This is a genomic window from Arthrobacter sp. ov407 (assembly GCF_900102895.1).
GTDB lineage: Bacteria > Actinomycetota > Actinomycetes > Actinomycetales > Micrococcaceae > Arthrobacter.
The window spans coordinates 326275-352547 of sequence record NZ_FNGD01000002.1 but is presented as its reverse complement, the minus strand read 5'-3'; the positions used below and the strand labels follow the sequence as shown (position 1 = coordinate 352547).

24 protein-coding genes and 1 pseudogene are annotated in these 26273 nt (G+C 68.0%); 11 read left to right on the top strand and 14 right to left on the bottom strand.

All coding sequences use genetic code 11. The features are described from left to right. The first annotated feature begins 39 nt into the window (after positions 1 to 39). The 4 genes from mca (at position 40) to BLS42_RS04310 (ending at position 4251) form a co-directional block, all read left to right on the top strand. On the top strand, positions 40 to 945 hold the full coding sequence (mca, locus tag BLS42_RS04325) for a mycothiol conjugate amidase Mca (RefSeq protein ID WP_090576952.1): 906 nt from the start codon (positions 40 to 42) through the stop codon (positions 943 to 945). Positions 946 to 1035: 90 nt separating this feature from the next. Continuing rightward, positions 1036 to 1401: a hypothetical protein gene (locus BLS42_RS04320; RefSeq protein ID WP_090576949.1), complete on the top strand. Its 366-nt coding sequence runs from the start codon at positions 1036 to 1038 to the stop codon at positions 1399 to 1401. Continuing rightward, entirely contained in the window at positions 1379 to 3589 is a 2211-nt protein-coding gene (locus tag BLS42_RS04315) for a thioredoxin domain-containing protein (RefSeq protein ID WP_090576946.1), read from the top strand. The genes BLS42_RS04320 and BLS42_RS04315 overlap by 23 nt, the downstream gene beginning before the upstream one ends. After that, on the top strand, positions 3586 to 4251 hold the full coding sequence (locus tag BLS42_RS04310; protein ID WP_090576943.1) for an HAD family hydrolase: 666 nt from the start codon (positions 3586 to 3588) through the stop codon (positions 4249 to 4251). Before BLS42_RS04315 ends, BLS42_RS04310 begins: the two co-directional genes overlap by 4 nt. Before the next feature lie 150 nt (positions 4252 to 4401). Here BLS42_RS04310 and BLS42_RS04305 read toward each other — a convergent pair whose 3' ends face one another. Then, on the bottom strand, positions 4402 to 5118 hold the full coding sequence (locus BLS42_RS04305; RefSeq protein ID WP_256336235.1) for a PAQR family membrane homeostasis protein TrhA: 717 nt from the start codon (positions 5116 to 5118) through the stop codon (positions 4402 to 4404). Positions 5119 to 5272: 154 nt separating this feature from the next. Between BLS42_RS04305 and BLS42_RS04300 the strand changes: the two genes are divergently transcribed. Continuing rightward, complete coding sequence (locus tag BLS42_RS04300; protein WP_090577127.1) at positions 5273 to 6034, top strand: isoprenyl transferase; 762 nt, start codon at positions 5273 to 5275, stop codon at positions 6032 to 6034. Between the two features lie 233 nt (positions 6035 to 6267). Further along, positions 6268 to 7707 (top strand): PhoH family protein, encoded by a 1440-nt coding sequence (locus BLS42_RS04295; RefSeq protein WP_090576940.1) that lies wholly within the window; start codon positions 6268 to 6270, stop codon positions 7705 to 7707. A gap of 418 nt (positions 7708 to 8125) precedes the next feature. Here BLS42_RS04295 and BLS42_RS04290 read toward each other — a convergent pair whose 3' ends face one another. Beyond that, the gene (locus tag BLS42_RS04290; RefSeq protein ID WP_090576937.1) at positions 8126 to 8776 is read right to left on the bottom strand and encodes a GNAT family N-acetyltransferase; all 651 of its coding nucleotides are present in this window, start codon (positions 8774 to 8776) and stop codon (positions 8126 to 8128) included. A gap of 47 nt (positions 8777 to 8823) precedes the next feature. After that, positions 8824 to 9651, bottom strand: a complete 828-nt coding sequence (locus BLS42_RS04285) for a hypothetical protein (protein WP_090576934.1) — start codon at positions 9649 to 9651, stop codon at positions 8824 to 8826. A gap of 58 nt (positions 9652 to 9709) precedes the next feature. Here BLS42_RS04285 and BLS42_RS04280 point away from each other — a divergent pair, with 58 nt between their 5' ends. Both BLS42_RS04280 and BLS42_RS04275 read left to right on the top strand, forming a co-directional pair. Then, a complete protein-coding gene (locus BLS42_RS04280; protein WP_090576930.1) occupies positions 9710 to 10267 on the top strand; it encodes a prepilin peptidase in 558 nt (185 codons plus the stop codon). Positions 10268 to 10277: 10 nt separating this feature from the next. Next, positions 10278 to 10747: pseudogene (locus BLS42_RS04275) on the top strand (NUDIX domain-containing protein). Here BLS42_RS04275 and BLS42_RS04270 read toward each other — a convergent pair. The 3 genes from BLS42_RS04270 to BLS42_RS04260 all read right to left on the bottom strand — a co-directional run bounded on the left by BLS42_RS04270 (position 10735) and on the right by BLS42_RS04260 (position 14069). Continuing rightward, complete coding sequence (locus BLS42_RS04270) at positions 10735 to 11394, bottom strand: hypothetical protein (RefSeq protein WP_090577124.1); 660 nt, start codon at positions 11392 to 11394, stop codon at positions 10735 to 10737. The pseudogene BLS42_RS04275 and the gene BLS42_RS04270 sit on opposite strands and share 13 nt — an antisense overlap. Positions 11395 to 11661: 267 nt before the next feature. After that, positions 11662 to 13386 (bottom strand): MDR family MFS transporter, encoded by a 1725-nt coding sequence (locus tag BLS42_RS04265; protein ID WP_090576927.1) that lies wholly within the window; start codon positions 13384 to 13386, stop codon positions 11662 to 11664. Next, the gene (locus tag BLS42_RS04260) at positions 13383 to 14069 is read right to left on the bottom strand and encodes a TetR/AcrR family transcriptional regulator (protein WP_090576924.1); all 687 of its coding nucleotides are present in this window, start codon (positions 14067 to 14069) and stop codon (positions 13383 to 13385) included. Before BLS42_RS04260 ends, BLS42_RS04265 begins: the two co-directional genes overlap by 4 nt. 167 nt (positions 14070 to 14236) lie before the next feature. Between BLS42_RS04260 and BLS42_RS04255 the strand changes: the two genes are divergently transcribed. Continuing rightward, positions 14237 to 14905, top strand: coding sequence for a vWA domain-containing protein (locus BLS42_RS04255; RefSeq protein ID WP_090576921.1), 669 nt, complete (start codon positions 14237 to 14239; stop codon positions 14903 to 14905). Positions 14906 to 15026: 121 nt separating this feature from the next. Here the strand turns inward: BLS42_RS04255 and BLS42_RS04250 are convergent, their stop codons facing one another. The 3 genes from BLS42_RS04250 to BLS42_RS04240 form a co-directional block, all read right to left on the bottom strand. After that, positions 15027 to 16463, bottom strand: a complete 1437-nt coding sequence (locus tag BLS42_RS04250) for a class II fumarate hydratase (RefSeq protein ID WP_090576918.1) — start codon at positions 16461 to 16463, stop codon at positions 15027 to 15029. A gap of 96 nt (positions 16464 to 16559) precedes the next feature. Next, entirely contained in the window at positions 16560 to 17174 is a 615-nt protein-coding gene (locus tag BLS42_RS04245; RefSeq protein WP_090576913.1) for a carbonic anhydrase, read from the bottom strand. Between the two features lie 9 nt (positions 17175 to 17183). Then, a complete protein-coding gene (locus BLS42_RS04240) occupies positions 17184 to 17918 on the bottom strand; it encodes a DUF4245 domain-containing protein (protein ID WP_256336232.1) in 735 nt (244 codons plus the stop codon). A gap of 194 nt (positions 17919 to 18112) precedes the next feature. Here BLS42_RS04240 and glpX point away from each other — a divergent pair, with 194 nt between their 5' ends. Beyond that, positions 18113 to 19135: a class II fructose-bisphosphatase gene (gene glpX / locus BLS42_RS04235; protein ID WP_175460428.1), complete on the top strand. Its 1023-nt coding sequence runs from the start codon at positions 18113 to 18115 to the stop codon at positions 19133 to 19135. Between the two features lie 170 nt (positions 19136 to 19305). Further along, positions 19306 to 20280, top strand: coding sequence for a UDP-glucose 4-epimerase GalE (galE, locus tag BLS42_RS04230; protein WP_090576904.1), 975 nt, complete (start codon positions 19306 to 19308; stop codon positions 20278 to 20280). A gap of 42 nt (positions 20281 to 20322) precedes the next feature. Here galE and BLS42_RS04225 read toward each other — a convergent pair whose 3' ends face one another. From BLS42_RS04225 to BLS42_RS04205, 5 genes are all read right to left on the bottom strand, one after another. After that, positions 20323 to 21294 carry a lipid II:glycine glycyltransferase FemX gene (locus BLS42_RS04225; RefSeq protein WP_090576901.1) on the bottom strand — a complete coding sequence of 324 codons (972 nt, stop codon included), beginning with the start codon at positions 21292 to 21294 and terminating at the stop codon, positions 20323 to 20325. Positions 21295 to 21298: 4 nt separating this feature from the next. Next, positions 21299 to 22588 (bottom strand): mannose-6-phosphate isomerase, class I, encoded by a 1290-nt coding sequence (gene manA / locus BLS42_RS04220; RefSeq protein ID WP_090576898.1) that lies wholly within the window; start codon positions 22586 to 22588, stop codon positions 21299 to 21301. Between the two features lie 113 nt (positions 22589 to 22701). Further along, the gene (locus tag BLS42_RS04215; RefSeq protein ID WP_090576895.1) at positions 22702 to 24351 is read right to left on the bottom strand and encodes an LCP family protein; all 1650 of its coding nucleotides are present in this window, start codon (positions 24349 to 24351) and stop codon (positions 22702 to 22704) included. A gap of 22 nt (positions 24352 to 24373) precedes the next feature. Beyond that, positions 24374 to 24898, bottom strand: a complete 525-nt coding sequence (gene purE / locus BLS42_RS04210; protein ID WP_090577121.1) for a 5-(carboxyamino)imidazole ribonucleotide mutase — start codon at positions 24896 to 24898, stop codon at positions 24374 to 24376. Between the two features lie 83 nt (positions 24899 to 24981). Continuing rightward, a complete protein-coding gene (locus tag BLS42_RS04205) occupies positions 24982 to 26130 on the bottom strand; it encodes a 5-(carboxyamino)imidazole ribonucleotide synthase (protein ID WP_256336243.1) in 1149 nt (382 codons plus the stop codon). Between the last annotated feature and the right edge of the window lie 143 nt (positions 26131 to 26273).

Here is a 26273-nt window from a genome sequence, read left to right as displayed (position 1 = left end):
CCAACAGCGCAGAACAGCAGAAAGAGGAGCCGTCCCACGATGACAGCATCCCCCAGCCCGTCAGCACCGCTTCGTCTGCTGGCGGTCCATGCTCATCCCGACGACGAATCCAGCAAGGGTGCCGCCACGATGGCGATGTATGCCGCCGCCGGTGTGGACGTCCTCGTGGCCACGTGCACCGACGGCTCCCGCGGGGACATCCAGAACCCCGCGATGGAGGGACAGCCGCACCCCAAGCGCGACATGGCCGGTGCGCGCCGGCTCGAGATGGACGCCGCCGCGAAGGTCCTCGGCATCCAGCAGCGCTGGCTCGGATTCGTCGATTCCGGGCTGCCGGAGGGCGACCCCCTGCCGGCTCTGCCGTCCGGATGCTTTGCCCTGCAGCCGCTGGAGCGGGCGGCCGCGCCGCTGGTCCGGCTGGTCCGGGACTTCAAGCCCCACGTGATCCTCAGCTACGACGAGAACGGCGGCTACCCGCACCCCGACCACATCATGGCGCACCGCGTGGCGGTCGAGGCCTTCGCCGCCGCAGGCGATCCCGCCCGGTACCCGGGCATCGGGGACCCCTGGGAGCCCAGCAAGCTCTACTACGACCGCGCCTTCAGCCCGGACCGCTTCCGCGCCCTCCACTCTGCGCTGGAAGAGGCCGGCCTGCAGTCGCCGTATGCGGAGCGGCTGGCCGCCTGGCTGGAAGCGGACGCCGAGGGGCACACCCCGCCGCCGCCGACACACCCCACCAGCACCCAGATCGAGTGCGGGGATTTCTTCGAAGCCCGAGACGACGCGCTCCGCTCCCACCGCACCCAGGTGGACCCGGAAGGATTCTTCTTCGCGGTCTCCGCGGCCATGCAGCGCAAGGCCTGGCCGTGGGAGGACTACTCCCTGATCGAGTCCAGGATCCCGGCGGAACTGCCCGAAACGGATCTCTTCGCCGGGCTAAGATAGAGACGAAAGGGCTCTTCTATCCGGTGTAGAAAAGACACCATAGAAAAGACGCCGTAGAAAAGACACCAGTTTCCACAGAAGGTTCTCACCGTGCATTCCTTGCTCATCGCTCTGGCAACAACCCCGGCGCCCACCCCAACGCCGTCGCTGCGCCCGGGCCTGTCCGAGGACCAGGTCTCCCCGGGTCTGCTGGGCTTCCTGCTGACAGCCTTCATCGTGGTGTTGACCGCGCTGCTGATCGTGGACATGGTGCGGCGTATCCGCCGGGTCCGCTACCGTGCCCAGGTAGAGGAAGAGCGTGCGGCCGCCGAGGAAGCAGCCGAAGAGGCAGGGGCCCCGGGCGGCGTATTCCCTGCCGACGGCGCTGCCTTCCGCGCTGACGGCACCGCATTGCCCGCCGACGGCGGGGTTTCCCGGCCGGAAGTCAACGGCGATGCGGGACCCGGAAACCGCTGACGGCGGTTCCCCCAACCCGCGGTCCGGAGCCTCAAATGCCCTGGCCGCGGAACCCTCTGCGTACCTTCGCCAGCACGCCGGCAACCCCGTGCACTGGCAGCCTTTCGGTGACGCGGCCTTCGCCGCCGCGACCGTCCGGGACGTGCCGGTGTTCCTCTCAATCGGCTACGCGGCCTGCCACTGGTGCCACGTCATGGCTCATGAATCCTTCGAGGACCAGGACACCGCCGACTACCTCAACGCGCACTTCGTCTCCATCAAGGTGGACCGCGAAGAGCGCCCCGACGTCGACGCCGTCTACATGGCCGCCACGCAGGCGATCAGCGGCGAGGGCGGCTGGCCGATGTCCGTCTTCCTCCTGCCCGACGGCCGGGCCTTCCATGCCGGCACTTACTTCCCGCCCCGGCCCATGCCGGGCCGTCCGTCCCTCCGGCAGGTCCTTGAGGCCGTGAGCGAGGCCTGGACGGAACGCCGTGGCGCTGTCGAGGCCAACGCGGCCACCCTGGCGCGCGGCATCGCCGCGTCCCAGCCAGCCGCCGCCCTGCGCCTCGACGGGCCGCCCGAACCCCTGGACGGCGCGCTCCTTGGCGAAGCCGTTGCCGCCCTGTCCGGCTCCGAGGACGAGGCCCACGGCGGCTTTGGCGGCGCGCCAAAGTTCCCGCCCGCGGCCGTGCTCGAATTCCTGATCCGCCACGCCGCAGTGCCCTCGGACGGAGCGCCGCCGGCGGCCGCGGCCCCGGACACCGCTGCTGCGGCGCGTGACATGGCCGGGCGGACCCTCGCGGCGATGTCCCGTTCGGCGTTGTTCGACCAGCTCGACGGCGGCTTCGCCCGCTATTCGGTGACCCGCGACTGGTCCGTTCCGCATTTCGAAAAAATGCTCTACGACAACGCCCAGCTGCTGCGCGTCTACGCCCACTGGGTCCGGCTGGGCGGCACTCCCGAGTACCCGGCTGCCGAGGCTGCAGGGATCGCCGGGCGCACCTCCGACTGGCTCCTGGCCCGCCTAGGGCTGACGCCTGGTCCTGCGGCGGGCCCGGACGCGGGGGTCGTGGCACTGGCGTCGTCGCTGGACGCCGATACGGTCGTCGACGGCGTGCACGCCGAGGGGGCCAGCTACCTGTGGACCCCCGAGGAGCTCGAGTCGCTCCTGGGACCTGCTGACGGCGCCGCCGTGGCTGCCCTCATGAACGTCCGCACGCCCGGGAGCGTGGGCGCCGACGGTTCGCCGCTGCATCCGGGCCGGGCGATAACCGGCGGGGATGCCGCGCTGTGGCAGCGGGTGCGCCCGCTGCTGGCGCAGGCGCGCAACGGACGATCCCAGCCCGGCCGGGATGACAAGGTGGTGGCCGGCTGGAACGGACTCGCCGTCGCGGCGCTCGCCGAGGCCGGTGCCGTCCTGGCGCGGCCGGAGCTCGTGGACGCCGCGGAAGGGATCGCGGCCTACCTTGAGCGCGTGCACTGGCGGCCGGCAACGGATGGCCCCGGCCGGCTCATGCGCGTCTCCCACGACGGGGTGGCGCGCGGAATCGGCGGCTTGCTGGAGGACTATGCCTTCTGCGCCGAGGGGCTGTTCGCGCTTTACGGGGTTACTGGGCACACCCGCTGGTATGAGCTGGCCGAGGCCATCCTGGACGCTGCCTGCAGGCGGTTCGCAGCCGACGGCAGCCTGAGAGACGCGGCGGGCGAGTCGGCGCAGGTCACAACCGCCCAGGGCGGCCGGGACGGTCTGGAGCTGTTCGACAGTGCCACCCCCAGCGGCGCCGCCGCGCTGGCCGGCGCCCTGGTGACCCACTCGGCCCTGTCCGGCTCGTCCGAACACCGCACCCTGGCGGCCAACATCCTGGCCCTGCTGCTGCCTCCGCTCGCGGTCCGGGCACCCCGCGCGGCCGGCTGGCTGCTCGCGACCGCCCAGGCCGCCCTTGCCGGTCCGGTCGAGGCCGCCGTCGCCGGGCCGGACACGCCGGAACGGGCCGAGCTGCACCGGGAGCTGCTGCTCTCGGCCAGCCCCGGGCTGGTGGTCGCGGTCCAGGACGACGACGCCGCCCGGCCTGTGCCGCTGCTGCGGGGCCGCGGCGCGGGCCCGGACGGCGCTCCGCAGGTGTTCCTGTGCCGCGGCATGGTCTGTGACCTTCCCACGGCTTCCGCCGCAGGGATACGGGAGCGGCTGGCTAGGATGTCCTCATGACTGGTCAAGACGGCTTTGAGCTGGTGGTGTTCGATTGCGATGGTGTGCTGGTTGAGTCCGAGGTGATCTCCATCCGGGTGGACCAGCGCGTGCTGGCAGATCTCGGCTGGGAACTGGAACTCGATGAAATCGTGAAACGGTTCGTCGGAAAGTCCGAGGCGCACTTTGTCGCCGCCATTGAACAACAGCTCGGTGTCCGGCTGGCCGACGGCTGGGACCGGGACTACGGGCGCTGGTACCAGGAGGCGTTTGAACGCGACCTCGAAGCCGTCGACGGCATCGAGGAGGCCCTAGACCGGCTGTCCCTGCCGCACTGTGTCGCCTCCAGCGGCAGCCACGAAAAAATGCACCGGACCCTGGGCAAGACCGGGCTGCTGCCCCGCTTCCAGGGCCGCATCTACAGCGCTACGGAGGTCGCCAACGGCAAACCGGCGCCGGACCTGTTCCTCCACGCCGCCGCAAGCCTCAACACCGCGGCCGAGCGGTGCGCCGTCGTCGAGGACAGTGCCTACGGCGTCCAGGCCGCCCGGGCGGCCGGAATGCACGTCTTCGCATATGCGGGGGGTGTCACCCCGGCTGCACGCCTGGCCGGTCCCGGGACCACCGTATTTTCAGACATGCGGCGGCTCCCCGAGCTCATCGCGGCAGGGCGGCCCGGCTGAACTGTCAGTCAATCAGGGCAGGGCCTTCGACGCCGGAATTTCCCCACTTTTGAAGTCGGCGCCCGGCATGTCGTGCCGAACCGCCGGTGAGTCCCGGCGTCGGAGTGTCAAAGGTGGGGAGAATCCGCGCAGGCAGGCAGGCAGGCAGCGTCAGCCCAGGACCGCGATGGCAATGGCGATGTAGTGCGCGGCGAAGGCGAGAACCGTCAGGGCATGGAACAGTTCGTGGAAGCCGAAGTGCTCGTAACTAATGTTCGGCTTCTTCAGCGCATAGAAGACGGCCCCGGTGATGTACAGGACGCCGCCGATGCAGATCAGCACTGCCGAGGCAACATTGGCGGCGAAGAAGTCCGGAAGGTAGAACAGCGACCCGCAGCCCAGGGCGATGTAGATCGGCACGTAGAGCCACCGCGGGGCATTGGTCCACAGCAGGCGGAACAGCACGCCGAGGATGGCACCGGACCAGATGACCCACAGCAGCAGTTCGGCCTGCTGCCGGTCCAGCAGGGCCCAGGCGAGCGGCGTGTAGCTTCCGGCGATCACCAGCATGATGTTCGTGTGGTCCAGCCGCTTCAGGACAATCTTGACGCGCGGTGACCAGTTGCCGCGGTGATAGACGGCACTGACGCCGAACAGCAGGACCCCGGTGACCGCATAGACGGCGCAGGCGACCTTCAGGTCCGGCGGGGCAAGGATGACCAGCACCAGCCCGGCGGCCAGCGCCAGCGGGGCGGTCACGGTGTGGATCCAGCCCCGCCATTTGGGCTTGATCATCAGCAGTTCGGCAAGCCTCACCGCGGCGTCGTCCACCGGGGTTCCCCGCTTGGCCGGAGGCTCCGACCGGGGCTCAAGACTGTTGCTTTCCATCCCGCAATAATAACCTACGCCCTGGTAAGTTACCGATGAGTAACAAGCTTTCCGGGGCTGTCCGGTGACGGACCTGCACCCGCCAAGGTCCTCCGGCAGGTAGCCTAGGATGTGCACTGAACAAGTACCTCAAGGAAGCCAGGTGAACCTCCGGATGGAAATGCCCGGGCTCCTCTACGGCTTTTACGAGCGCAAACTGCAGCGCTCCCTCGACCCGGAACGAATCCCCCGGCACGTCGGCGTCATGGTCGACGGGAACCGGCGTTGGGCCCGCCAGTTCAACGCGCCCACAAGCCAGGGCCACCAGGCCGGCGCGGACAAGATCCACGAATTCCTCGGCTGGTGCCAGGAGCTGGGCATCAAGGTGGTCACCTTGTACATGCTCTCCACGGACAACATGAACCGCTCCGGCGAGGAACTCGATCTCCTGATGGGCATCATCGCCAACACTCTGGACCGGCTGGACGAGGACGCCAACATCTCGGTGCACGCCATGGGCGCCCCCGAACTGCTGCCGGACTACCTCGCCGAGCGGCTGAACAACCTTACGGCCCGCACGCCCGCGCACGAGAGGCTGCACGTCAATGTCGCCGTCGGCTACGGCGGACGGCGGGAGATTGTCGACGCCGTCCGGGAACTGCTGCACGACGCCGTGGCCCGGGGCGCGGACATCGGAAAACTGGCCGATGACCTCACCGTGGATGACATCTCGCGGTTCCTCTACACCCGGGGCCAGCCGGACCCTGACCTGGTGATCCGGACCTCCGGGGAGCAGCGGCTTTCCGGGTTCCTCATGTGGCAAAGCGCGTACAGTGAGTTCTACTTCTGCGAGGCCTTGTGGCCGGCGTTCCGCAAGGTGGATTTCCTGCGCGCCCTGCGCGATTACGCCGGCAGGCAGCGACGCTTCGGCGCCTGAGCCGTTCACACGGAGTTCACACGAGGGCAACAAGAATCGCCGGGGGAATAGGCGGACAAAGCCGCCCCCGAAGACTTACATTGATCCCATCGGCAGGCAATTCGCCGGCCGATCGGGGAGGCCAGTACATGGAGCGGATTTTCGCACCGGGTGTATGGGAGGCCGCGTCCGGCCTCCAGGCCGAGCCGCCTCACCAATAACAATTCCGGGCATTGCCCGGGGCTGGAGTCGATGTGGCTATTTCTGAGCAACTGCCCGACGTCATTTCCGACCAGGGACAGAAAGCTACCTCTCGCGCCAAGCGAGCCACCTCAAAGACCGGTGCAGCGGATTCCGCTGCGGCCGGTCTTGCTGTTTCCGGGGAAGGAACAGAACGTCGGGGCACGGCCCGCAGCTTCGTGATCGATACCTCCGTGCTGCTCTCCGATCCGCGGGCCCTCCTGCGCTTCGCCGAGCATGAGGTCATCCTGCCGATCGTCGTTATCACCGAGCTCGAAGGAAAGCGCCACGACCCGGAACTGGGTTACTTCGCGCGAAAGGCGCTCCGGCTGCTCGATGACCTGCGGCTCGAGCACGGCGGCCTGGACCGTCCCATCCCGCTCGGCCCCGACGGCGGCACGCTCATGGTGGAGCTGAACCACATCTCCGCCGAGGTGCTGCCCGCCGGCTTCCGCGGGGCTGACAACGACAGCCGCATCCTGGCGGTGGCCAAGAACCTGGCCAACGCGGGCCGCGACGTGACGGTGGTCTCCAAGGACCTGCCGATGCGCGTCAAAGCCTCCGCCATGGGGCTGCTTGCCGACGAATACCGCAATGAGCTCGTCAAGGACTCCGGCTGGACCGGCGTGGCCGAGCTCGACGCGGGCGAGGACGAGGTTGCGACCCTGTACGGGCACGAGCCGGTCTTCATCCCGGCCGCTGCCGAGCTGCCGACCAACACCGGGCTGGTCCTGCTTTCCAGCCGCGGCTCGGCCCTCGGACGGGTAGGGGCGGACAAGCAGGTCCGGCTCGTCAAGGGCGACCGCGACGTCTTCGGACTCCACGGCCGCTCGGCCGAGCAGCGGCTGGCCATTGACCTCCTGATGGACCCGTCGGTCGGCATCGTGTCCCTCGGCGGCCGCGCCGGCACGGGCAAGTCCGCGCTGGCCCTGTGCGCCGGGCTCGAAGCCGTCCTGGAGCGCAGGGAGCACCGCAAGGTGATCGTCTTCCGGCCCCTGTACGCGGTGGGCGGCCAGGAACTGGGCTACCTGCCCGGCTCCGAAGCGGAAAAGATGAACCCCTGGGCGCAGGCCGTCTTTGACACCCTGGGCGCGCTGGTCAGCCAGGAGGTCGTGGAGGAAGTCATGGACCGGGGCATGCTTGAGGTCATGCCGCTGACCCACATCCGCGGACGCTCGCTGCACGACGCGTTCGTGATCGTCGACGAGGCGCAGTCGCTGGAGAAGAATGTGCTACTGACGGTGATGAGCCGGATCGGCCAGAACTCGAAGATCGTCCTGACGCACGACGTCGCCCAACGGGACAACCTGCGGGTCGGACGGCACGACGGCGTGGCGGCCGTCGTCGAGACGCTGAAGGGCCACCCGCTGTTCGGCCACGTCACCCTCACCCGCTCGGAGCGCTCGCCGATCGCGGCCCTGGTGACGGAGCTGCTGGAGGGGGCAGAAATCTAGGCTCTCACTCTTCTGCGCGAAGGGCCGGGGCCGGGTTTGCCGGACCGCGGCTCTTCGCCGTGGTTGGGTTTGCCGTGGTTGGGTTTGCGGCGCTACGGCGCCCCGCCGTCGCTTAGACACCTCCCGTCGCTACGCTGCGGTCGCTGGGCGACCTTCGCTGCGCTTTGGTCGGCGATGCGCTCCTTAGCGGGACACCGCAGCCCCGCGAAGGTGGGACGCTCACCAGCCGGGACGCGGTCTTTCGTAAAGGAGCGCATCGCGGCGCATCGGATCCCGAAGGTCGCCCCGCGACCGCAGCGGGTCCCATGCGACGTGTCTAAGCGACGGCGAAAGGCCGTGTCTTGGCGAACCCAACCACGGCAACCCACCGAAGGGGAGCTGTCTTCATGACGCCGGGTCGCCGCAGCAACGCTGCCGGTTATTTCTGGATGCCCAGGTATTTCGCTGTTGCGTCGTGGCCCTTTACGTGCAGATTCCAGTCCGGGCGCTTGAAGGTGGCGGGGGTCAGGCGGACTTTTTGGACCTCCTGGGCCTTGCCGCCCCAGGCAGCGCGGGTGACGCCGTTGAGGTCATAGCCGACGGAGCGTGAGACACCCAGGGACTGCTGGTTCCAGGCGGCGGCCTCGGATTCCGCCACTTCTGCGCCTAGGTAGTCGAAGGCGTAGAGGGCGACGGCGGCCCGCATCTCCTTGCCGAGGCCGTGGCCTTGGGCGCTCTGGCGGAGCCAGGAGCCCGTGCTGACCGTCTTCAGCGTGGCGAAGTCCTTGGCCTCGACGTCCTGGCAGCCGATGAACTCGCCGTCGTGCCAGATACCGAGCAGCAGCGTCCACTCCTGCGGCGTCATGGTGCCGCGGCACCGCCAGTACCACTGGGCCATGTTCGGGCCGAGCTCCTCAGCGGGGGATTCGGCCCAGGGCTTGCTGAAGGGGCTGCGGCCCGGCTCGTGCACGCCGCTCAGGGCGGCCTCTACCGCGGCGGGAATCTCCTCGTCGCGGATGGGGCGAAGCTCAAGGTGCGGCGTGGTCAGAGTCAGGCCGAAAGGGGGCCAGTAGTCGGCGGGTGCAATCATCGGGGAAGCCTAACCGTGCTGGCGGATGGATGCCAGTCACAGGCCGGCTACTCGGCGGGAACATCCCAGCTGATGTGGCGCCGGACGTCTGTGAGGTTCATCGATTCGGCCAGGAACAGGTCATCGAGCATGTATTCGTCGACGCCCAGGATCCTCAGCCAGTGGCCGTAGCCGTTCTGCTCGTTGCCAGCCCCGGGTGCGTCCAGCCAGCGGCTGGCAACGCAGACGCCCGTGCCGGCGTCAATCCTCAGCAGCGTGCGTCCGGGCCGGCACAGCGGGGCTCCGGGATCGGCGGGACGATACGAGGGGTTCGGGCTCAGCGTGGTTTCCAGGGTGGGCCGGCCCTCGTGGTCAACTTCCGTGATGGGGCCAAGCTCCACAGCGTTGGCGTTGGGGAACTCCAGCGGGACAGGGGAATTCCCGGCGAGCTCCACCGGGTCCAGGGCCGCGGCAAACCGGCCGTTTCCGAACGACGGCTCGCCGTAGGCTGCCTCCGGACGGCGGCGCACCAACCCGTCGTCGTCGTACACCGGGGTGACCAGGTGCGGCGGCAGGAGCCAGGTCTTCCGCGTGGAACTGACATAGAAGCCGCCACGTGAATCGTTGATGCCGGTGGTGCTGGCGATCACCAGCCCGTCGGCGGTTTCCAGGCGCAACGCGCCGGGCCTGCGCAGCCACGCCTTGATGAGGCCGTCAGGGGCAGCGGCTGTCGCAGAGCCTGTGGAGCTGGTGAGGGGCCGGTCCAGGTACTCGAACCTCAGCGACTGCCACTTCCAGGGCGAGGACCGGCACAGGTGCCGGAAGGCCGCAGCCGGGTTCGCCGGGCCGCGGGGCGCGAGCCGCCCGCGCCCGTCCCTGCTGTCCCATGCGACCATATCCACAGTTTACGCGCGGGGACCGCCGGGCCGGACGAATATCCAGTAGCATCCGAGAGTGATCGAACGACTCGGCACCCTGGGCGCCGCCAACCCGCTGGCCTTCTGGCTTGCCCTGGCCGCGTGCGCCTATTTCTTCGTGATGGCGGTCCGGCTCACCGTCATCGACGTCCGGCACCACCTGCTCCCGGACAGGATCGTGTTCCCGTCCTATGCCATCGCCGGAGTCCTCCTGCTGGGCGCGGCCGCGAGCCAGCTCCTGCACGGCGGCCAGGACGTCGCCGGCACGGCGGACGCCGGGGTGTTCGGCGTGCCGGGGCTGCGTGTCCTCGCCGGCGGGGCGGCCCTCTGGCTCTTCTACTTCCTCCTGCACGCGGTGTATCCGCCGGGAATGGGATTCGGTGACGTGAAGCTCGCGGGCGTCCTGGGGATGTACCTCGGATTCCTGGGCTGGGGGCACGTCATGGCCGGGACCTTTGCCGCGTTCGTCCTCGGCGGCCTGTGGAGCCTCGGATTGCTCGCCGCGCGGCGCGGCAATCTGCAGTCGGCCATTCCCTTCGGACCGTTCATGCTGGCCGGCGCTGCGACCGCCATGCTGCTGATTCCGGCCGGTTAGGCTGACAAGCATGGCCACCCCGGATTTCATCCTGAAACTGCGCGAGAAGATCGGACACGAGACCCTCTGGCTGCCCGGCGTCGCGGGAGGGTGTTCGACGACGCCGGCCGGGTCCTGCTCGGCCAGCGCGCCGATAACCGGCAATGGGGCCTGGTCACCGGGATCCTGGAACTGGGCGAGGACCCCGTGCCGGGCCTGTTGCGGGAGATCCTCGAAGAGACCGGCGTGGTGGCCGCGGCCCAACGGCTGGTTTCGGTGGATGCCGGGGGTCCGACCCGCTATCCCAACGGCGACGTGTGCCATTTTCTGACCCTGGTGTTCCGCTGCCGTTTCGTCTCGGGAGAGGCCAGGGTCAACGACGACGAATCCCTCGACGTCGGATGGTTCCGCCCGGGGGACTTCCCGGAGCTCATGCCCGGCCATCTGGAGATGATCCGGCGGGCGACTGACCCCGCCGGCGAAGTCCACTACCGGCGCTGATCCCACCCGTTGCTGTCCGGGGCGCCCGACTGTGCTGTGCGGGCAAGGAAGCTGCCGGCCCGCTGGAAGTCTCGGACACTGTAAATCGCCCCAATCACCAAGACGGCCACACCAGCCGCCATGAACCAGGAGATGAACCCGGCTCCTCGTATGACTTGGGGAATGAATACAAGCGGGAGCACGGGCATCCAGACGAGCTGCGTGGCGAGGTTCTTTCGAAGTTGCACGGCGGCGGCGCGCGAGACGACAAGGTGATCCGGGTCAACGGGTGTCTTCCCGAGAATCTGGCGCCGGATGTCTTTTCGCTCTTTGTCCTCCAGCGACAGCAGCACGTCTATCCTGCCCAGCTCCGCTGCAGGCGCGATTTTCTTCGCGTTGTAAATGAGTCCACCGATCGCGGCACCCAGCACTGCAAGGAAAAATCCGAACACCAAAAAGGACGGCCAGTCCGCCGGGGCGCCGCCGAAGGCCAGGGTCCCGCCGACGGTCCCCGCCGCCACTAGGATGATCACGCCGGCCGGGAAATAGAGCGTGTAGTAGGTCTTCAGTGCACCCCCGAGGCCCAGGTCTGCAATGCCCTGCGCTCTTCTTGTGGCGGTGGCCCAACGGTCGTTGGACTTGGGCATGAGATCGTCGATTCCGCTCATCGTCCGCTTCCCCCTGGGCGCGAGTAAAGGTGCATGGGCCCGGCTGTTCTGCGCCGTGCCGCTGAACCTGATGCTCAAATCCTGAACTATCTTCGCCCCGAAGCCAACAGCACGCTACGGGATGAAAAGCGGCACCGGGCCGGGCTGGCCAGCCGACCGGCCCGGCACGCAGCAGGGGCGCCGCAACCCCCAAAGATTGCGGCGCCCCTGGCTGGCGCTGGCCCGCACCGCTGGCGGGAGCCGGCGGCTGGGCCCGAATCCGGGCCGTCAGCCGCGCAGGCGGGTGAGCTCGTCGTCGTGACTGGGCTCGCCGGCGTTGCTGTGCGCGGTGGGCCCTTCCGGCTGATCGGCGTTCGTGTGGTCCGAGCTGTCGGCGGCGTTGCGGGCTGCGGTCCGTTCCGCCTCGAGCCGCTCGGCTTCCTCGCCGCCGACTGCTTCTCCGCGGGCCACCATGCCGGCGGTGTCCGAGAGCGGGATCTCCTTGAGGGTCAGAGCCAGGATCAGGGCGATGCCCAGGAACGGCAGCAGGTACCAGAAGACAGGGGCGAGCGAGTCAGCGTAGGCGTTGATGATTGCATCCTTGAGCTGCGCCGGGAGCTGGCTGAGCATCTGCGGGTCCATCGTCCGGGTGGACTGCGACGCCTGCTCAGCAGACGCCCCGGCTCCGGTGAAGGCATTGGTCAGGGACTCGGAGAGCCGGGTGGTGAAGATAGAGCCGAACACTGCGACCCCGAGGGAGGCGCCGACCTCACGGAAGTAGTTGTTGGTGCTCGTCGCCGTGCCGATCTGGTCCGCCGGCACGGAGTTCTGCACCACGAGGACGATCACCTGCATGATCGAGCCCAGACCGGCGCCGAAGACGAACAGCTGCACGCAGATGACCCAGATGGGGGTGGCGGCGGTGAGCGTGGTCAACCACAGCATTGCCGCGATGGTCAGGATGGCCCCGAGGACCGGGAACAGCTTGTACTTGCCGGTCTTGGAAATGCGGATGCCGGAGAAGATGGCCATGCCCATGAGCCCTACCATCATGGGCAGCATCAGCAGGCCGGATTCTGCGGCGGAGGTGCCGGACGACATCTGCAGGAAGGTCGGGACGAAGGCGATCGCCGCGAACATGCCCAGGCCCAGGGTGAAACCGATGGCGGTGGAGTTCACGAAGATGCGGTTCTTGAACAGGCTCATCGGAATGATGGGGTCCTCGGCCCGGCGCTCCACCAAGACGAAGGCGGTTGCGGCGAGCACCAGCCCGGCGCCGAACGCCCACGTCAGCGGCGAATCCCAGCCCTCGTCTTTCTTGCCGCCGAAGTCGGTGAAGAAAATCAGGCACGTGGTGGCCGTGGAGAGCAGCAGGACGCCGAGGATGTCGATCCGCTTCTCGGCCTTCTTATTGGGCAGCGTCAGGGTGAACCAGGCAATCGTGAACGCGGCGATGCCGATCGGGATGTTGATGTAGAAGGCCCATTCCCAGGTCAGGTGGTCCACGAAGAAACCGCCCAGCAGGGGTCCGGCGACGGCGGAGAGACCGAAGATTGCACCCAGGGGGCCCATGTACTTGCCGCGCTCCTTGGCCGGAACGATGTCGGCGATGATGGCCTGGGACAGGATCATCAGGCCGCCGCCGCCGAGGCCCTGGACGGCGCGGAAGATCACGAAGCCCCAGAAGTCCGTGGCGAGGGCGCAGCCGACAGAGGCGAGCGTGAAGAGCCCGATGGCGATGAGGAACAGGTTCCGGCGCCCCAGGATGTCGCCGAATTTTCCGTAGATCGGCATGACGATGGTGGTAGCCAGCAGGTAGGCCGTGGTGATCCAGGCCTGGTGTTCCACGCCGCCGAGCTTGCCGACGATCGTGGGCATGGCGGTGGACACGATGGTCTGGTCAAGGCTGGAGAGCAGCATGCCGGCGATGAGGGCGGAGAAGATGATCCAGATGCGTTTCTGGGTCAGCAGCAGCGGCTCGGCTGCTGGTTTGGTGCTGACGGCGGCGCTCATTGCGCTCCTTCGGAAGGGTTGGACTGGGAGGTGTCGGATGAGGACATGGTGAACGGCAGGGAGAAGAGCGTGCGGGCGGCGGAAATGTTTTCCAGCAGCATGTCCTTGTACGGGCGGGTGTTGCCTTCGGAGAAGTAGTCGGCGCTGGTTTTCCTGGCGACGTTGCCCAGGAGGACTACGGCCATGCGGACCACGGGATGGTCGGCAGCAACGCCCTCCCTGGCCGCGAGCAGTCGGGCGAAGTCGGCCTCGCGTTCCTCCGTGGCGCCGATGATCCGGAGCATCAGCTGGGGTTCCTTCTTGATCACCCCGATCAGCTGGCGGGTCTCTTCCTCGGAGGCGCTCATCCGTTCGGAGAGATCGAGGGACAGCCGCACGAGGTCGTCGAGAAGGGACGCCGATATTTCGCCGGCGGGCGAGCCTGCGCCGCCTGCCATGAACCGAGCCACCACCTCTTCCGGAAAGTCGTCGTCGATGTGGCCGAGGATCGCGTCTTCCTTGGTGGGGAAGTAGTTGAAGAAGGTCCGGCGGGAGATGCCCGCCCGTTCGCAGACTTCCTCCACGGTGTAACCGCTGAGGCCGCGTTCGGCGGTCAGGGAACGCGCGACGGCGGTGATGGTCGCCCGTGTTGCGGCCCGCTTGCGCTCGCGGAGGCCGCCCGCATTAATTGCACTGTTTCCCATAGAGTGTATTTTTGCACTTGTTCATAAATAGTGCAAAAGACGCTGCGGGGCTGTTGGGGACAATATTGTCGTTGCCCGGCCGTAGCCTGCTCCTGTCCAGCCTTTCTGCTGGCAACAGGTGGCCCACGACGAGGCGGAAGCCCCGTCCAGGCCGGAAATGGGGAAGCATGACAGATTCAGCCCTGACCCACGTGTACGTCCTTCTGGACCGTTCCGGGTCGATGAGCGCCATCGCCGATGACACAGTGGGCGGGTTTGCGGCGTTCGTCCGCGAACAGCAGGCGGTGGCGGGCCGGTGCCGGCTCTCGCTCGCGCAGTTCGATGACACCTACGAGCGTGTCTACGCCTCGGTGGACATCCAGGACGTGCCGGCCCTGGACCTGCAGCCGCGGGGCAGCACCGCCCTGCACGATGCCATGGTTCGGCTGATCGGGGAGGCGGGTGCGGAACTCGCGGGCCTCCCGGAGGACCAGCGCCCCGGCACCGTGCTTGTGGCCGTGCTGACGGACGGGCACGAGAACTCCTCGCGCGAGGCCACCGGCGATCTGGTCAAGGCCCTGGTCCAGCGGCAGCAGAGCCAGTGGGGCTGGCAATTCACGTATTTGGGCGCCAATCAGGACGCCGTGATGACGGCGGGCGGCCTGGGCATCCGCGCCGAAGACGCCCTGACCTATGCCGCCGGGAACGTCGATGCCGCCTTTTCCGTCCAGTCCGCCAAGACGCGGCGGCTGCGGGAGGCACGGATCGGCGGTGCCAGCATGGCGGACGCCGCCGCGGCAGCGGCCTACACGGCGCAGGAGCGGGAGGCAGCCGGCGGGGAACCGCGCCGGATCTAGCTTTAGAGATGCGGTGTTCTGACATGCGGTGCAGAAATGCCGCCGGCCGGCACCCTTCCAGGAAAGGTGCCGGCCGGCGGCGGGGATGTTCTCCGCGGGGCGGGGCCGGGGCCCGGAGTCGCTAGGCCTTGTGCGGCGGGCGCGTCATGGACATGACGTCCAGGGCGGTGTCCAGCTGCTCCTCGGTCAGTTCGCCGCGCTCGAGGAAGCCCATGGAGACGACGGTTTCGCGGATGGTCAGGCCCTCGGCCACGGCCTTCTTGGCGATCTTGGCGGCGTTCTCGTAACCGATGAACTTGTTCAGCGGGGTCACGATCGACGGCGAGGCCTCGGCGAGGAAGCGGGCGCGCTCCACGTTGGCGGTGATGCCGTCAATCATCTTGTCGGCCATGACGCGGCTGGTGTTGGCCAGCAGGCGCACGGATTCAAGGAGGTTGGCGGCCATGACCGGGATGCCGACGTTGAGCTCGAAGGCGCCGTTGGTGCCGGACCACGCGATGGCGGTGTCGTTGCCGATCACCTGGGCGCAAACCATGATGGAGGCTTCGCAGATGACCGGGTTGACCTTGCCGGGCATGATCGAGGATCCCGGCTGCAGGTCCGGGATCGCGATTTCGCCAAGGCCGGTGTTGGGGCCGGAGCCCATCCAGCGCAGGTCGTTGTTGATCTTCATGAAGGAGATCGCAATGTTGCGCAGCTGGCTCGATGCCTCGATGAGGCCGTCGCGGTTCGCCTGGGCTTCGAAGTGGTCGCGGGCCTCGGTCAGGGGCAGCCCGGTGTCGGCCGCCAGCAGTTCGATCACGCGCTCCGGGAAGCCGGCCGGTGTGTTGATGCCGGTGCCCACGGCGGTTCCGCCGAGCGGGACCTCGGCGACGCGGGGGAGGGAGGCATTGATGCGCTCGATGCCATAGCGGACCTGGGCGGCGTAGCCGCCGAACTCCTGGCCCAGGGTGACGGGGGTGGCGTCCATAAGGTGCGTGCGGCCGGACTTCACGACGTCCTTGAACTCGGCGGCCTTGCGCTCCAGCGACTCTGCCAGGTAGCCGAGGGCCGGGATCAGGTCATTGATCAGCGCGGACGTGGCGGCGACGTGGACGGAGGTGGGGAAGACGTCGTTGGAGGACTGTGAGGCGTTGACGTGGTCGTTCGGGTGGACAACTTTGTCGCTCCCGGCGGACTTGAGGGCCCGCGAGGCGAGCTCGGCGATGACCTCGTTGGTGTTCATGTTCGAGGACGTGCCGGACCCGGTCTGGAAGACGTCAATCGGGAAGTCGCCGTCGTACTTGCCGGCCGCAACCTGGTCGGCGGCGTCGGCGATCGCCTGGGCGAGCTCGCCATCGAGCACCCCCAGTTCTGCATTCGCCTGGGCAGCAGCCTTCTTCACCCGTGCCAGGGCTTCGATGTGGGCGCGCTCGAGGGTCTTGCCGGAGATCGGGAAGTTCTCGACTGCCCGCTGCGTCTGTGCGCGGTACAGGGCGTTCACGGGAACGCGGACTTCGCCCATCGTGTCGTGTTCAATGCGGAACTCTTCGGTGTTCAACTCATCTGTGGAAGTCATGGGCCTAGCTTATTGGGAGTGGGGGTCCCATCGAAAACCGTGAACGGCTGCCGCCGCGGCAGCCGTGGCGGGGAACGCAGGCTTGGAGAGTTGAGCCTAGAGCTCGCCGATTCCGGACACGAGGCCAGCCTTGCCGTCGGCCAGGCTGTACGCGAGGCCGATCACGGCGGCACGGCCGCTTTCCACTGCGTCCGAAATCACACGGGAGCTGTCCACGAGGCGCTGCGAGGTCTGCTTGACGTTCTCGACCACCATGTCGTTGATGTCGTCCTGATTGTTACGGAGCGAGGTCAGCACGGAGGGAGTGATGCGTTCGACCAGGCTGCGCATGAATCCGACCGGCATCTGGCCGGTCTCCACGGCCGTCTTGGTGGCGGTGACCGCACCGCAGCGGTCGTGCCCCAAAACCACGATCAGCGGCACGCCGAGGACGCTGACGCTGTATTCCAGGGAGCCGAGCACGGCGTCGTCAATGACCTGGCCCGCGGTCCGGACCACGAACGCGTCCCCCAGGCCGAGGTCGAAGATGATCTCGGCCGCGAGGCGGGAGTCGGAGCAACCGAAGATCACGGCGAACGGGTGCTGGTTCTCCACAAGCGACGAGCGCCGCGAGGCGTCCTGGTTGGGGTGTGAGGACGCGCCGGAGACAAAACGCTCGTTGCCTTCGCGGAGACGCCGCCAGGCAAGTGCAGGGGTGAGATAAGTGGCCACGCCCCGACTTTACTTCTTTGCTGCGGCCGACGGGGAAACTGTTGCGCCCGGCGTGAGCGCCGGCTTGCCCGCAGGCGGATTGCTCTCAAGCGACTTCACCACTGCCTCGGCCAGGGTGGAGAACTCCTCCAGCGTCGCGGATCCGGACAAGATCACGGTGGTGCCGCGTTCGGCCAGCACCATGGATTTCTCGCCCTTGCCGGTGTCGCGCAGTTCCCAGTTCCGGCCGCCCGTGTTACGGATGCCGGTCACAGGCGCGTTCTTTGTCTGTTGAAGGAGCCAGGTGGGGTTTGTCTCGCGGGTCTGCACGAGGGCGATGAAGGATTCCTTGGGCGTCACGTAGCCGACTTCCCAGGTGGGGACGCCGCTGCCGGCGCCGGACTCCCAGCGGGCGTAGTTGGCGCTAAATGTGTCGCCGGTATCGGCCGCCACGGGTGTGAACCCCGCCACACCCGCCGCATTCTGCGCGGTAGCGCTGACGTTGATGTTGGGCCGGTACCCGTCGGACTTGGGGGAGGGGTTCATGAGGACGATCGGCAGGAACGCGGCGATGCTCACCACCAGGGCGATGATCATGCCCATGACAGAGGCGTTGGCGCGTTTGGCCGCAGCGGCGGCGATGACGGGCTTCACCGGTGGCTGTCCGGAGGTGTCCGGGCCTGCCGCGGGGGAGCTGCCAGCCGGAGAACCGGGGGCGGCGGGGGAGGTGTCCTGCAATTCACTCACCCCTCTATAGTCGCGCATGTCCGGGCCGATCTCACATTCGCGGCGCAGAGGCCGCCCAGAGGTGAAGTGCGTCACGCGTCGGTCATCCCATGACCTTGCGGGCCCGCCCCGACTATGATCATTATCAGACGAATCACCGCGACGGATCGATCCTGGCCGTACGGGTTCAACGACCGCCACTCGAAGAAGAGGTTCACGTGACACCAGCGCCCATGTCCCAGAAGTACTCCACGCTTTCCCCGTCGCTCGCTGTCGGGATCGACGAGCCTGATCGCAACCTCGCACTGGAACTTGTCCGCGTCACCGAGGCCGCGGCCATCGCCGGTGGTCACTGGGTGGGCTTCGGCGACAAGAACAAGGCCGACGGCGCCGCCGTCGACGCTATGCGCTCCTTCCTGCAGACGGTGCACTTCAACGGGGTCGTGGTCATCGGCGAGGGCGAAAAAGACGAAGCCCCGATGCTGTTCAACGGCGAGCACGTCGGTGACGGCACCGGCCCCGAGTGCGACGTCGCCGTCGACCCCATCGACGGAACCCGCCTGACCGCCCTCGGCATCAACAATGCCCTTGCGGTCCTGGCCGTGGCCGAACGCGGCTCCATGTTCGATCCCTCCGCCGTGTTCTACATGGAAAAGCTCGTCACGGGTCCGGAAGCGGCCGACATGGTGGACCTGCGCCTGCCGGTCAAGCAGAACCTGCACCTGATCGCCAAGGCCAAGGGTGTCAAGGTCAACCAGCTCAACGTCATGATCCTGGACCGCGACCGGCACCGCCCCCTCGTGGAGGAAATCCGCGAAGCCGGCGCCCGCACGAAGTTCATCATGGACGGCGACGTCGCGGGGGCCATCGCCGCTGCGCGTGCCGGCACCGGCGTCGACGCCCTCATGGGCATCGGCGGAACCCCGGAGGGCATCGTCGCGGCCTGCGCCATCAAGTCCCTCGGCGGCGTCATCCAGGGCCGCCTGTGGCCCACGAGCGACGACGAGAAGCAGAAGGCGATCGACGCCGGCCACGATCTTGAGCGCGTGCTCTCGACCAACGACCTCGTCTCGAGCGACAACTGCTACTTCGCGGCCACCGGCATCACCGACGGCGACCTCCTCAAGGGCGTCCGCTACTCCAAGGACAAGGTCCTCACTCAGTCCATCGTGATGCGCTCCAAGTCCGGCACCATCCGCTTTGTCGACGGCGAGCACCAGGCCAGCAAGTGGGAAGGCTACGCCCGCAAGAGCTAGCACCTGCGTAGCAACATTGAACTGCACAACTGAATACCGCGAATCCCGGGCCGCCTCCGCGTCCCGGGATTCGTCGTCTTAATCGCGGTGTCTGATGCCGCGTCTATTGCTGATGCCGTGTCTATTGCCGCGGGGCGGCCAGGGCCCGCTGGATTAGATAGGGTGGAGCCATGACGTGGCTCGTAACTGGCGGTGCAGGATATATCGGTTCTCATGTGGTTTCCGCCTTGCGCGGGGCCCGGATCCAGCCGGTGGTGATTGACTCCCTCTCCAGCGGGCACCGTGAGTTCGTGCCGGCCGACGTGCCGTTCATCCACGGCAGCATCCTCGACGCCGACCTCGTGGCCCACACGCTGCGGAACCACGCGGTGACCGGCGTGATCCACCTGGCGGGTTTCAAGTACGCCGGGGTTTCCGTCCAGGAGCCGCTGCTGACCTACGAACAGAACGTCACGGGCACCGCGCAGCTGCTCAAGGCCATGGAGCTCTCCGGCGTCGACAAACTGGTCTTCTCCTCGTCCGCGGCCACCTACGGCACGCCCCCCGGTGACGTGGTCACCGAGGCCACGCCCACCAACCCGGAATCGCCCTACGGCGAGAGCAAACTCATCGGCGAATGGCTGATCCGGGACCAAGGCCGGGCCCGGGGCCTGAACCACACCTCGCTGCGGTACTTCAACGTGGTGGGCTCCGGCGCGCCCGAGCTCTACGACACCAGCCCCCACAACCTATTCCCAATTGTGCTGCGGGCGCTCACAGCGGGCCAGACGCCGCGGATCAACGGCGTCGATTACAACACACCGGACGGAACCTGCGTACGCGACTACGTGCACGTGGCCGACCTTGCAACCTCGCATGTGGCCGCCGCCCAGGCCCTCGCGGCGGGCAAGCCGCTGGAACGTGTGTACAACCTCGGATCCGGGGACGGGCTGTCCGTGCGCCAGATCATGACGGCGATGGCCAACGTCACGGGAATCGATTTCGAACCGGAAATCGGCCCGCGCCGGGCCGGGGATCCGGACCGGATCGTGGCCGACGGCACGCTGGCTGCCCGCGATCTCGACTGGAAGATGCGGCACTCCGTGGAGCAGATGGTGGCCAGCGCCTACGACGCCCAGCGCCGCGCGATTACCGCTGCCAGCTAGCGCAGGCCGGCCGGCCGCGGCGCCAGGGGCGCCGGCAGGGTCCTAGCGGTTTGCGAGGACCCGGGACCGGGCACGCAGCTTCTTGGCGAGCTGGGCACCCTTGCGGGCCAGCTGGTAGCTGCTGTACCGGACCTTCCGGACCGGCAGGTCCCACGTTCCGGGATACGCGATCCCGCGGCCGCCGAACGACTTCTTGAACGCCGTGAACCCGGCCCATTTGTGGTCGGGCTGGTCCGCGGGCGCCACGCCCCAGAGGTCCACGTGCTTGAGGCCCTTGGCCTGGGCGTCCGCGATCAGGGTGACGAGCAGGGGAATGCCCGCGCTGAGCTTGCGGTGGGTGTCGTCAAGGGCGGCATGGGCGTAGGTCCGGGTGTCGGCCGAATCGTAGGCCAGGGCTGCGGCGATGGGGTGGCCGTCGAGCTCCGCGATGAACAGCGTTGCGGCACCGGCGGGCATCAGCGAGCGGGCCACCTGGCTCAGGTACTCGTCGCTTTGCGGCTTGAAGCCGTTGCGGGCGGCCGTCATGTGCAAGAACTCCAGGAGGACGGCGATCTCTGCCGGATCCTGGCTGGAACGGAATGTCACGCCCTTCTTGTGGATGTTGCGGAACAGGTTCCGGTTCGCCGGCTTCATGTCCGCCAGGACGTCCTTGAAATCCCGGTCGAGGTCCACAATCCAGCTGAGCTCGGGCTGCTGGCTGACCGGAGCCGGCTGCAGGCCGCGGCTGCGGAGTACCGCGTCGGCCTCGGCGGCAGTGAACCCTGCGGTGACCGGCTCTACGCGGACAAACACGGCCCCGCTGGTCCGGGCGAGGTCCGTGAGGGCCGCCAGTGCGGCGTCGAACGCTGCCAGCGACTCGGCGACCGGGCCGTAAGGGGAGTACAGCAGTTTGCCGGCCGGGTTGGATTCCTCCACCGCAAGGAAGCGCCACCCGGGCCCGGACTGTTCGTGGACGGTGCGTCCCAGAGCGCGCTGGAACTGTGCCCACTGCGGGCTTTGCAGGAAATAATCCATGGTGTCAGGCTTCCAATGCGGTGGTGACGGCAAATGCCAGGGCGGGGCCGGCGGCGCCGGAGACGGCGTGGACGTTGACCGGGGCCTCCGCAGCAGGCAGGAAGGCGCTGGCGCCCCGTTCCAGCCGGAGCTCACCCTTCGGGGAGTCGAGGCGGACGGAGCCGCCCGTGACAATGACGACGGCGGCACCGGACTGCGCCAGCGGGACGGGCTCCGCCCCGGGCGCCAGTTCAATGCGCTGCAGCTGGAATTCCCGGAACGGCGGCCGGAAGAGTTCCTGGCCGAGCATTGTGGTCTCGGCGGGGAGCATGGGCACGGCGACGGCCTCGAACGCGACCGTTTGGAGCAGTTCCGGCACGTCCACGAATTTCGGCGTGAGCCCACCGCGGAGCACGTTGTCCGAGGACGCCATGACCTCGATCCCGAGGCCGTGCAGGTAGGCATGGACGTTTCCGGCCGGCAGGTAGACGGCCTCACCCGGAGCCAGCGAGATCCGGTTCAGCAGCAGCGAAATCAGGACACCCGGGTCTCCGGGGTAGTCATGGTTGAGGTTCACCACCGTGGTCAGCTCCGCCACGTGCGTTCCCATTGACGCACCGGAGACGAGGGCCGCCACGATCATCGCCGTGGCGTGCGAGACGTCCTCGCCGCCCGCGATGAGCCGCTCGAAGGCGGAGCGGAGGGCCGCCGGCTCGTCCGGCTGCGCCAGATCTTCGAGCAGCAGCGGAACAAGCGGGGGCAGCTCCAGCCCGGCGAGCTCGAAGCACGCCGCGAGGTGCAGGAAGAGTGCGCGCGATTCCGTGGCCGGCCGGAAACCGCAGAGCGCCTCGAACGGGGTCAGCGCCAGGATCATTTCCGGTTTGTGGAAGGCATCCTTGTAGTTGCGTTCCGGGGCGGCAGGGTCGACGCCGGCGGCTTCCTCGCGGGCGAAGCCCTCCCGGGCCTGGGCGAGCGTCGGGTGCACCTGCAGGGACAGGGGCGCATCGGCCGCGAGGACTTTGAGCAGGAACGGCAGGCGCGGACCGAAGGCAGCCACGCTCGCGCCGCCCAGGCAATGTTCCGGATTCTCGGCGATCAGGGCGTCCAGCGCCAGCCGTCCGCCGTCCTGCGTTTCGGGCGCATGCCGTCCGGCACCGCCGGCCGCCGGCGTCAGCACGACGGACGGGGAATCCGGGTGGGCGCCGATCCAGAGCTCCGCTTCGGGACCGCCGGAAGCCGGCCTGCCGAGCAGTTCGGCGATGGCCGTCGGGGAGCCCCAGGCATAGGGCCGGAGGACGTTCTCAAGTTCGTACATGGCCTGGTCCCTGTCTTCTCAAATGAAATGTCTCGTCAATGAAAGGTGGTCACTCTGATCCGGGCACCCGCGCCGCGGGCAGCGGGCGCGGGTGGACGCCGTGCGGCCGGGCATTAGAGCGGCGCGCACTTGCCGTTGGTGGCAACGAGGTCGCGGATGGACTGTTCGTCCCCGTTTAGCTTGAACTGGTTGAGCATCTCTTCGGTGATCGGCCGCCCGTCCGGCGTCGTGGTCACCGGGGTGAAGTCCGACGGCGAGGGCGGGGGCTCGGTGGCAGGCGCGGCACCGGCTGCGGAGAGCGGCCCGGCGGCGGAGAGCGGCCCGGCGGTGGTGCCGGGCTCCACGACGGTGTCCTCAGCGGCGCCGGCGGACGGGCTGGCCAGCAGTTTGGCCACCTTCTGGTGGATGACGTTGAAGTCCGGCGACGTGGAGAAGGCAGCGTTGAAGTCTGGCGGACCGATGGTCAGGCGGCTGACGTTCTGGCCCTTGGCCTTCATGGCCAGGTCAACGAAGCTGCCGAGCTGGCCGGAGGAGATGTTCGATTCGACCACCTTGGTGCCCGCCTTGGCGATGTCCTCAAACTTGGCCAGCAGTTTTGCGGGGTCGAGCTGCTTGAGCATCGCCTGCTGCACGCACTGCTGGCGCTGGATGCGGGCGTAGTCGTCCACGAATTCCCGGGACCGCCCGTACCAGAGGGCGTGGAAGCCGTCGAGCGTCTGGTTGCCCGCCGGAATCCAGCCCTCCGGCATGCCGTGGATGCCGTTGGCCTCATCCACCGTCGGTCCGCTGATGGGGACCCAGCCGCCGGCCTTGATCCGGATGCCGCCCATGGCGTCGATGAGCTTGGAAAAACCGTCCATATCCACGAGCACGTAGGCCTGGACCTTGATGCCCAGCGTTCCGGACACTGCTTCCAGGGTGGCCTGCGCGCCGGGGTCGGCCACCCCGGGATAGAGGTCCTGATGTTCGTTAGTGACCTCGGTGTTGATCGCGTTGATCAGGCATTCGTCGCCGCAGTTGTAGCCTTCCGGATACACCTGGCGCATCGGGGATTCCGCGCTGAACTGGGCGTTCTGGAGGTTGCGGGGCACGGAGATCATCGCCGTGCTGCCGGTCTTGGCATCGACGCTGATCACTGAGAGGCTGTCCGGCCGGCGGCCCGTGCGGTCGGCCCCGGCGTCGCCGCCCATCATCAGGAAGTTGTACCTGCCCTCGGAAGGCTCAAGGGCGGGGCCGGAACCGGAGAAGATGGTGCCGATGGCGTCGCGGCTGACGTTGAGCAGGTAGGCCGCGTAGCCCAGGGACCCGCTGCTGAGGATCATGGCCAGCACGAGCGACAGCACCACCGCGGGGCGGATCCCGGGGGCGAGCAGCCCGGGCCGGATCAGCCGCAGGGTGTTCAGGAACAGGGCAGCCCAGCCGATGGCCAGCAGCGCGAGGCCGAGCACCAGCAAGAGTGAGGGCACCGGGCCGGCGAGGATGTTGATCAGCGTGGAGCGGGACACGAGCAGGAGCAACACGGCCAGCAGGGCCAGCGCCCAGACCGTGAAGGTCACGCGCAGCGCAGCCCGACCGAGCCGGCGCTTGCCCGCGACGATCTGGGCGCTGCCGGGCACCAGCAGCGTCAGGAGGATCAGGACGAACGCCCGCTTGGTCAGCACCGGGGCCGGGGCTCCGGAGGGGTGCCGGACCGGGTCGCTCAGTACCCGCCCGGACTGCCCAGGGCTCTCAGTGCGGTGCGTGGGGGCGTAGCTGCTGCTCATACCGGGAATCCTAATGGCTGCCTTATTTGCTGCTACGCGGGGCGACATTGCCGCCGGCGAACACTTCGCTGACCTTGTGCCGCAGGCTCGCGCCCTTCCGGGTGGCGACGTCGTTCAGTTCCTGGGCGAAGTCCAGGAGGTCCGCCCGGAGCTGGACGGCGAGTTCGTCCGTGCCCGAGGCCAGCATGCGCACGGCCAGGAGGCCGGCGTTGCGCGCCCCGCCGATCGAGACGGTGGCGACCGGAACACCGGCCGGCATCTGCACGATGGACAACAGGGAATCCATGCCGTCCAGGGTCTTCAAGGGTACGGGCACGCCGATCACGGGCAGCGGGGTGACCGAGGCGAGCATGCCGGGAAGGTGGGCGGCACCGCCGGCACCGGCAATGATGAGGCGAAGGCCGCGCTCGTGGGCGGTCTGGCCGTAGCGGATCATCTCCGTGGGCATCCGGTGGGCCGAGACGACGTCGGCCTCGAACGGGATCCCGAACTCTGCGAGGGCTTCTGCGGCGGCTTCCATGACCGGCCAGTCCGAATCCGAGCCCATGACGAGGCCCACGATCGGGGTGTCCGCGCGGGTGCCGGGGAGTGGTGTTGCTGCGGTGTTGGCTTTGGGGCTGCGTGCGGTGCTCATGCGGTCTCCTCGGAGGTTGCCGGCATAGTGCCGGCGTGGGCCCGGCCATTGCGGATGATGTCGGCCACGGCAGTGGCCCGCTGCCGCACGGAGTCGACGTCGGCGGCTGAGGTCCCGACCAGGTTGACGTGGCCGATCTTCCGGCCCGGCCGGACGGCCTTGCCGTAGCAGTGCACCTTCGCGGCCGGCTCGTTCGCGAGGGCCGCTGGGTAGGCGGAATAGAGGTCCTGGTTGGCGCCGCCGAGGAAGTTCTTCATCACCACGACGGGCCCCAGCAGGTCCGTGGCGCCCAGCGGCAGGTTCAGGATGGCCCGCAGGTGCTGCTCGAACTGGCTCGTCACCGAGCCGTCCTGGGTCCAGTGCCCGGTGTTGTGCGGGCGCATGGCGAGCTCGTTGATCAGGAAGCCCGCGCCCACGCCCGGCGTCTCGAAGAGTTCGACGGCCATGACACCGGTCACGCCGAGCTCGCTGGCGATCCGGACGGCGGCGTTCTCCGCGGCCGCGGCAACATCGAGGGGGATGCCCAGGGCAGGGGCAATCACTTCATCGCACACCCCGTCGACCTGGATCGTGTGCACCACCGGCCAGGCCCGCGTTTCACCGTCCGGCGTCCTTGCGACCATGGCCGAGAGCTCGCGGCTGAAGTCCACCTTGGCTTCGGCCAGCAGGGGGGACATGGCCTCGAACCAGTCGGCGGAGCCTGCCGCGTCCTCGGCCGAAGACACGATGCGCACGCCCTTTCCGTCGTAACCGCCGCGGGGCATCTTCAAAACCACCGGCCAGCCGGTCTGCTCCCCGAAGGTGACGAGGTCCGCGACATTGGCGACGGCGGCCCACTTGGGGTTGGGCAGCTCGAGCCGGTCGATCGCGGCCCGCATCACCAGCTTGTCCTGGGCATTGACCAGGGCATCCGGGCCGGGATGGACGTTCACGCCGGCGCCGATCAAGGACCGCAAGTGCGCCGTGGGGACGTGTTCGTGGTCGAAGGTCAGAACATCCAGGCCGCGGGAGAACTCGAGCAGATGCTCCAGGTCCGTGTAGTCGCCGACCGGGGCGTTGGCCACGGCAGAGACTGCAGAGACGTCCTCGCCTTCGGCGAGAACACGGAGCTCAAAGCCCAGGGCGGTCGCGGCGGGGGCCATCATTCGGGCAAGCTGGCCGCCGCCAACAACACCGATTACAGGAAAAGTCACAAGTCCCAGCCTACCGAAAACCTCACGGGAACCCGTCTTTTAGGGATTGGCAAGGGCGGGAAGGGCGCCGATTGGAGGGTTCGTGCCCGCTCCGG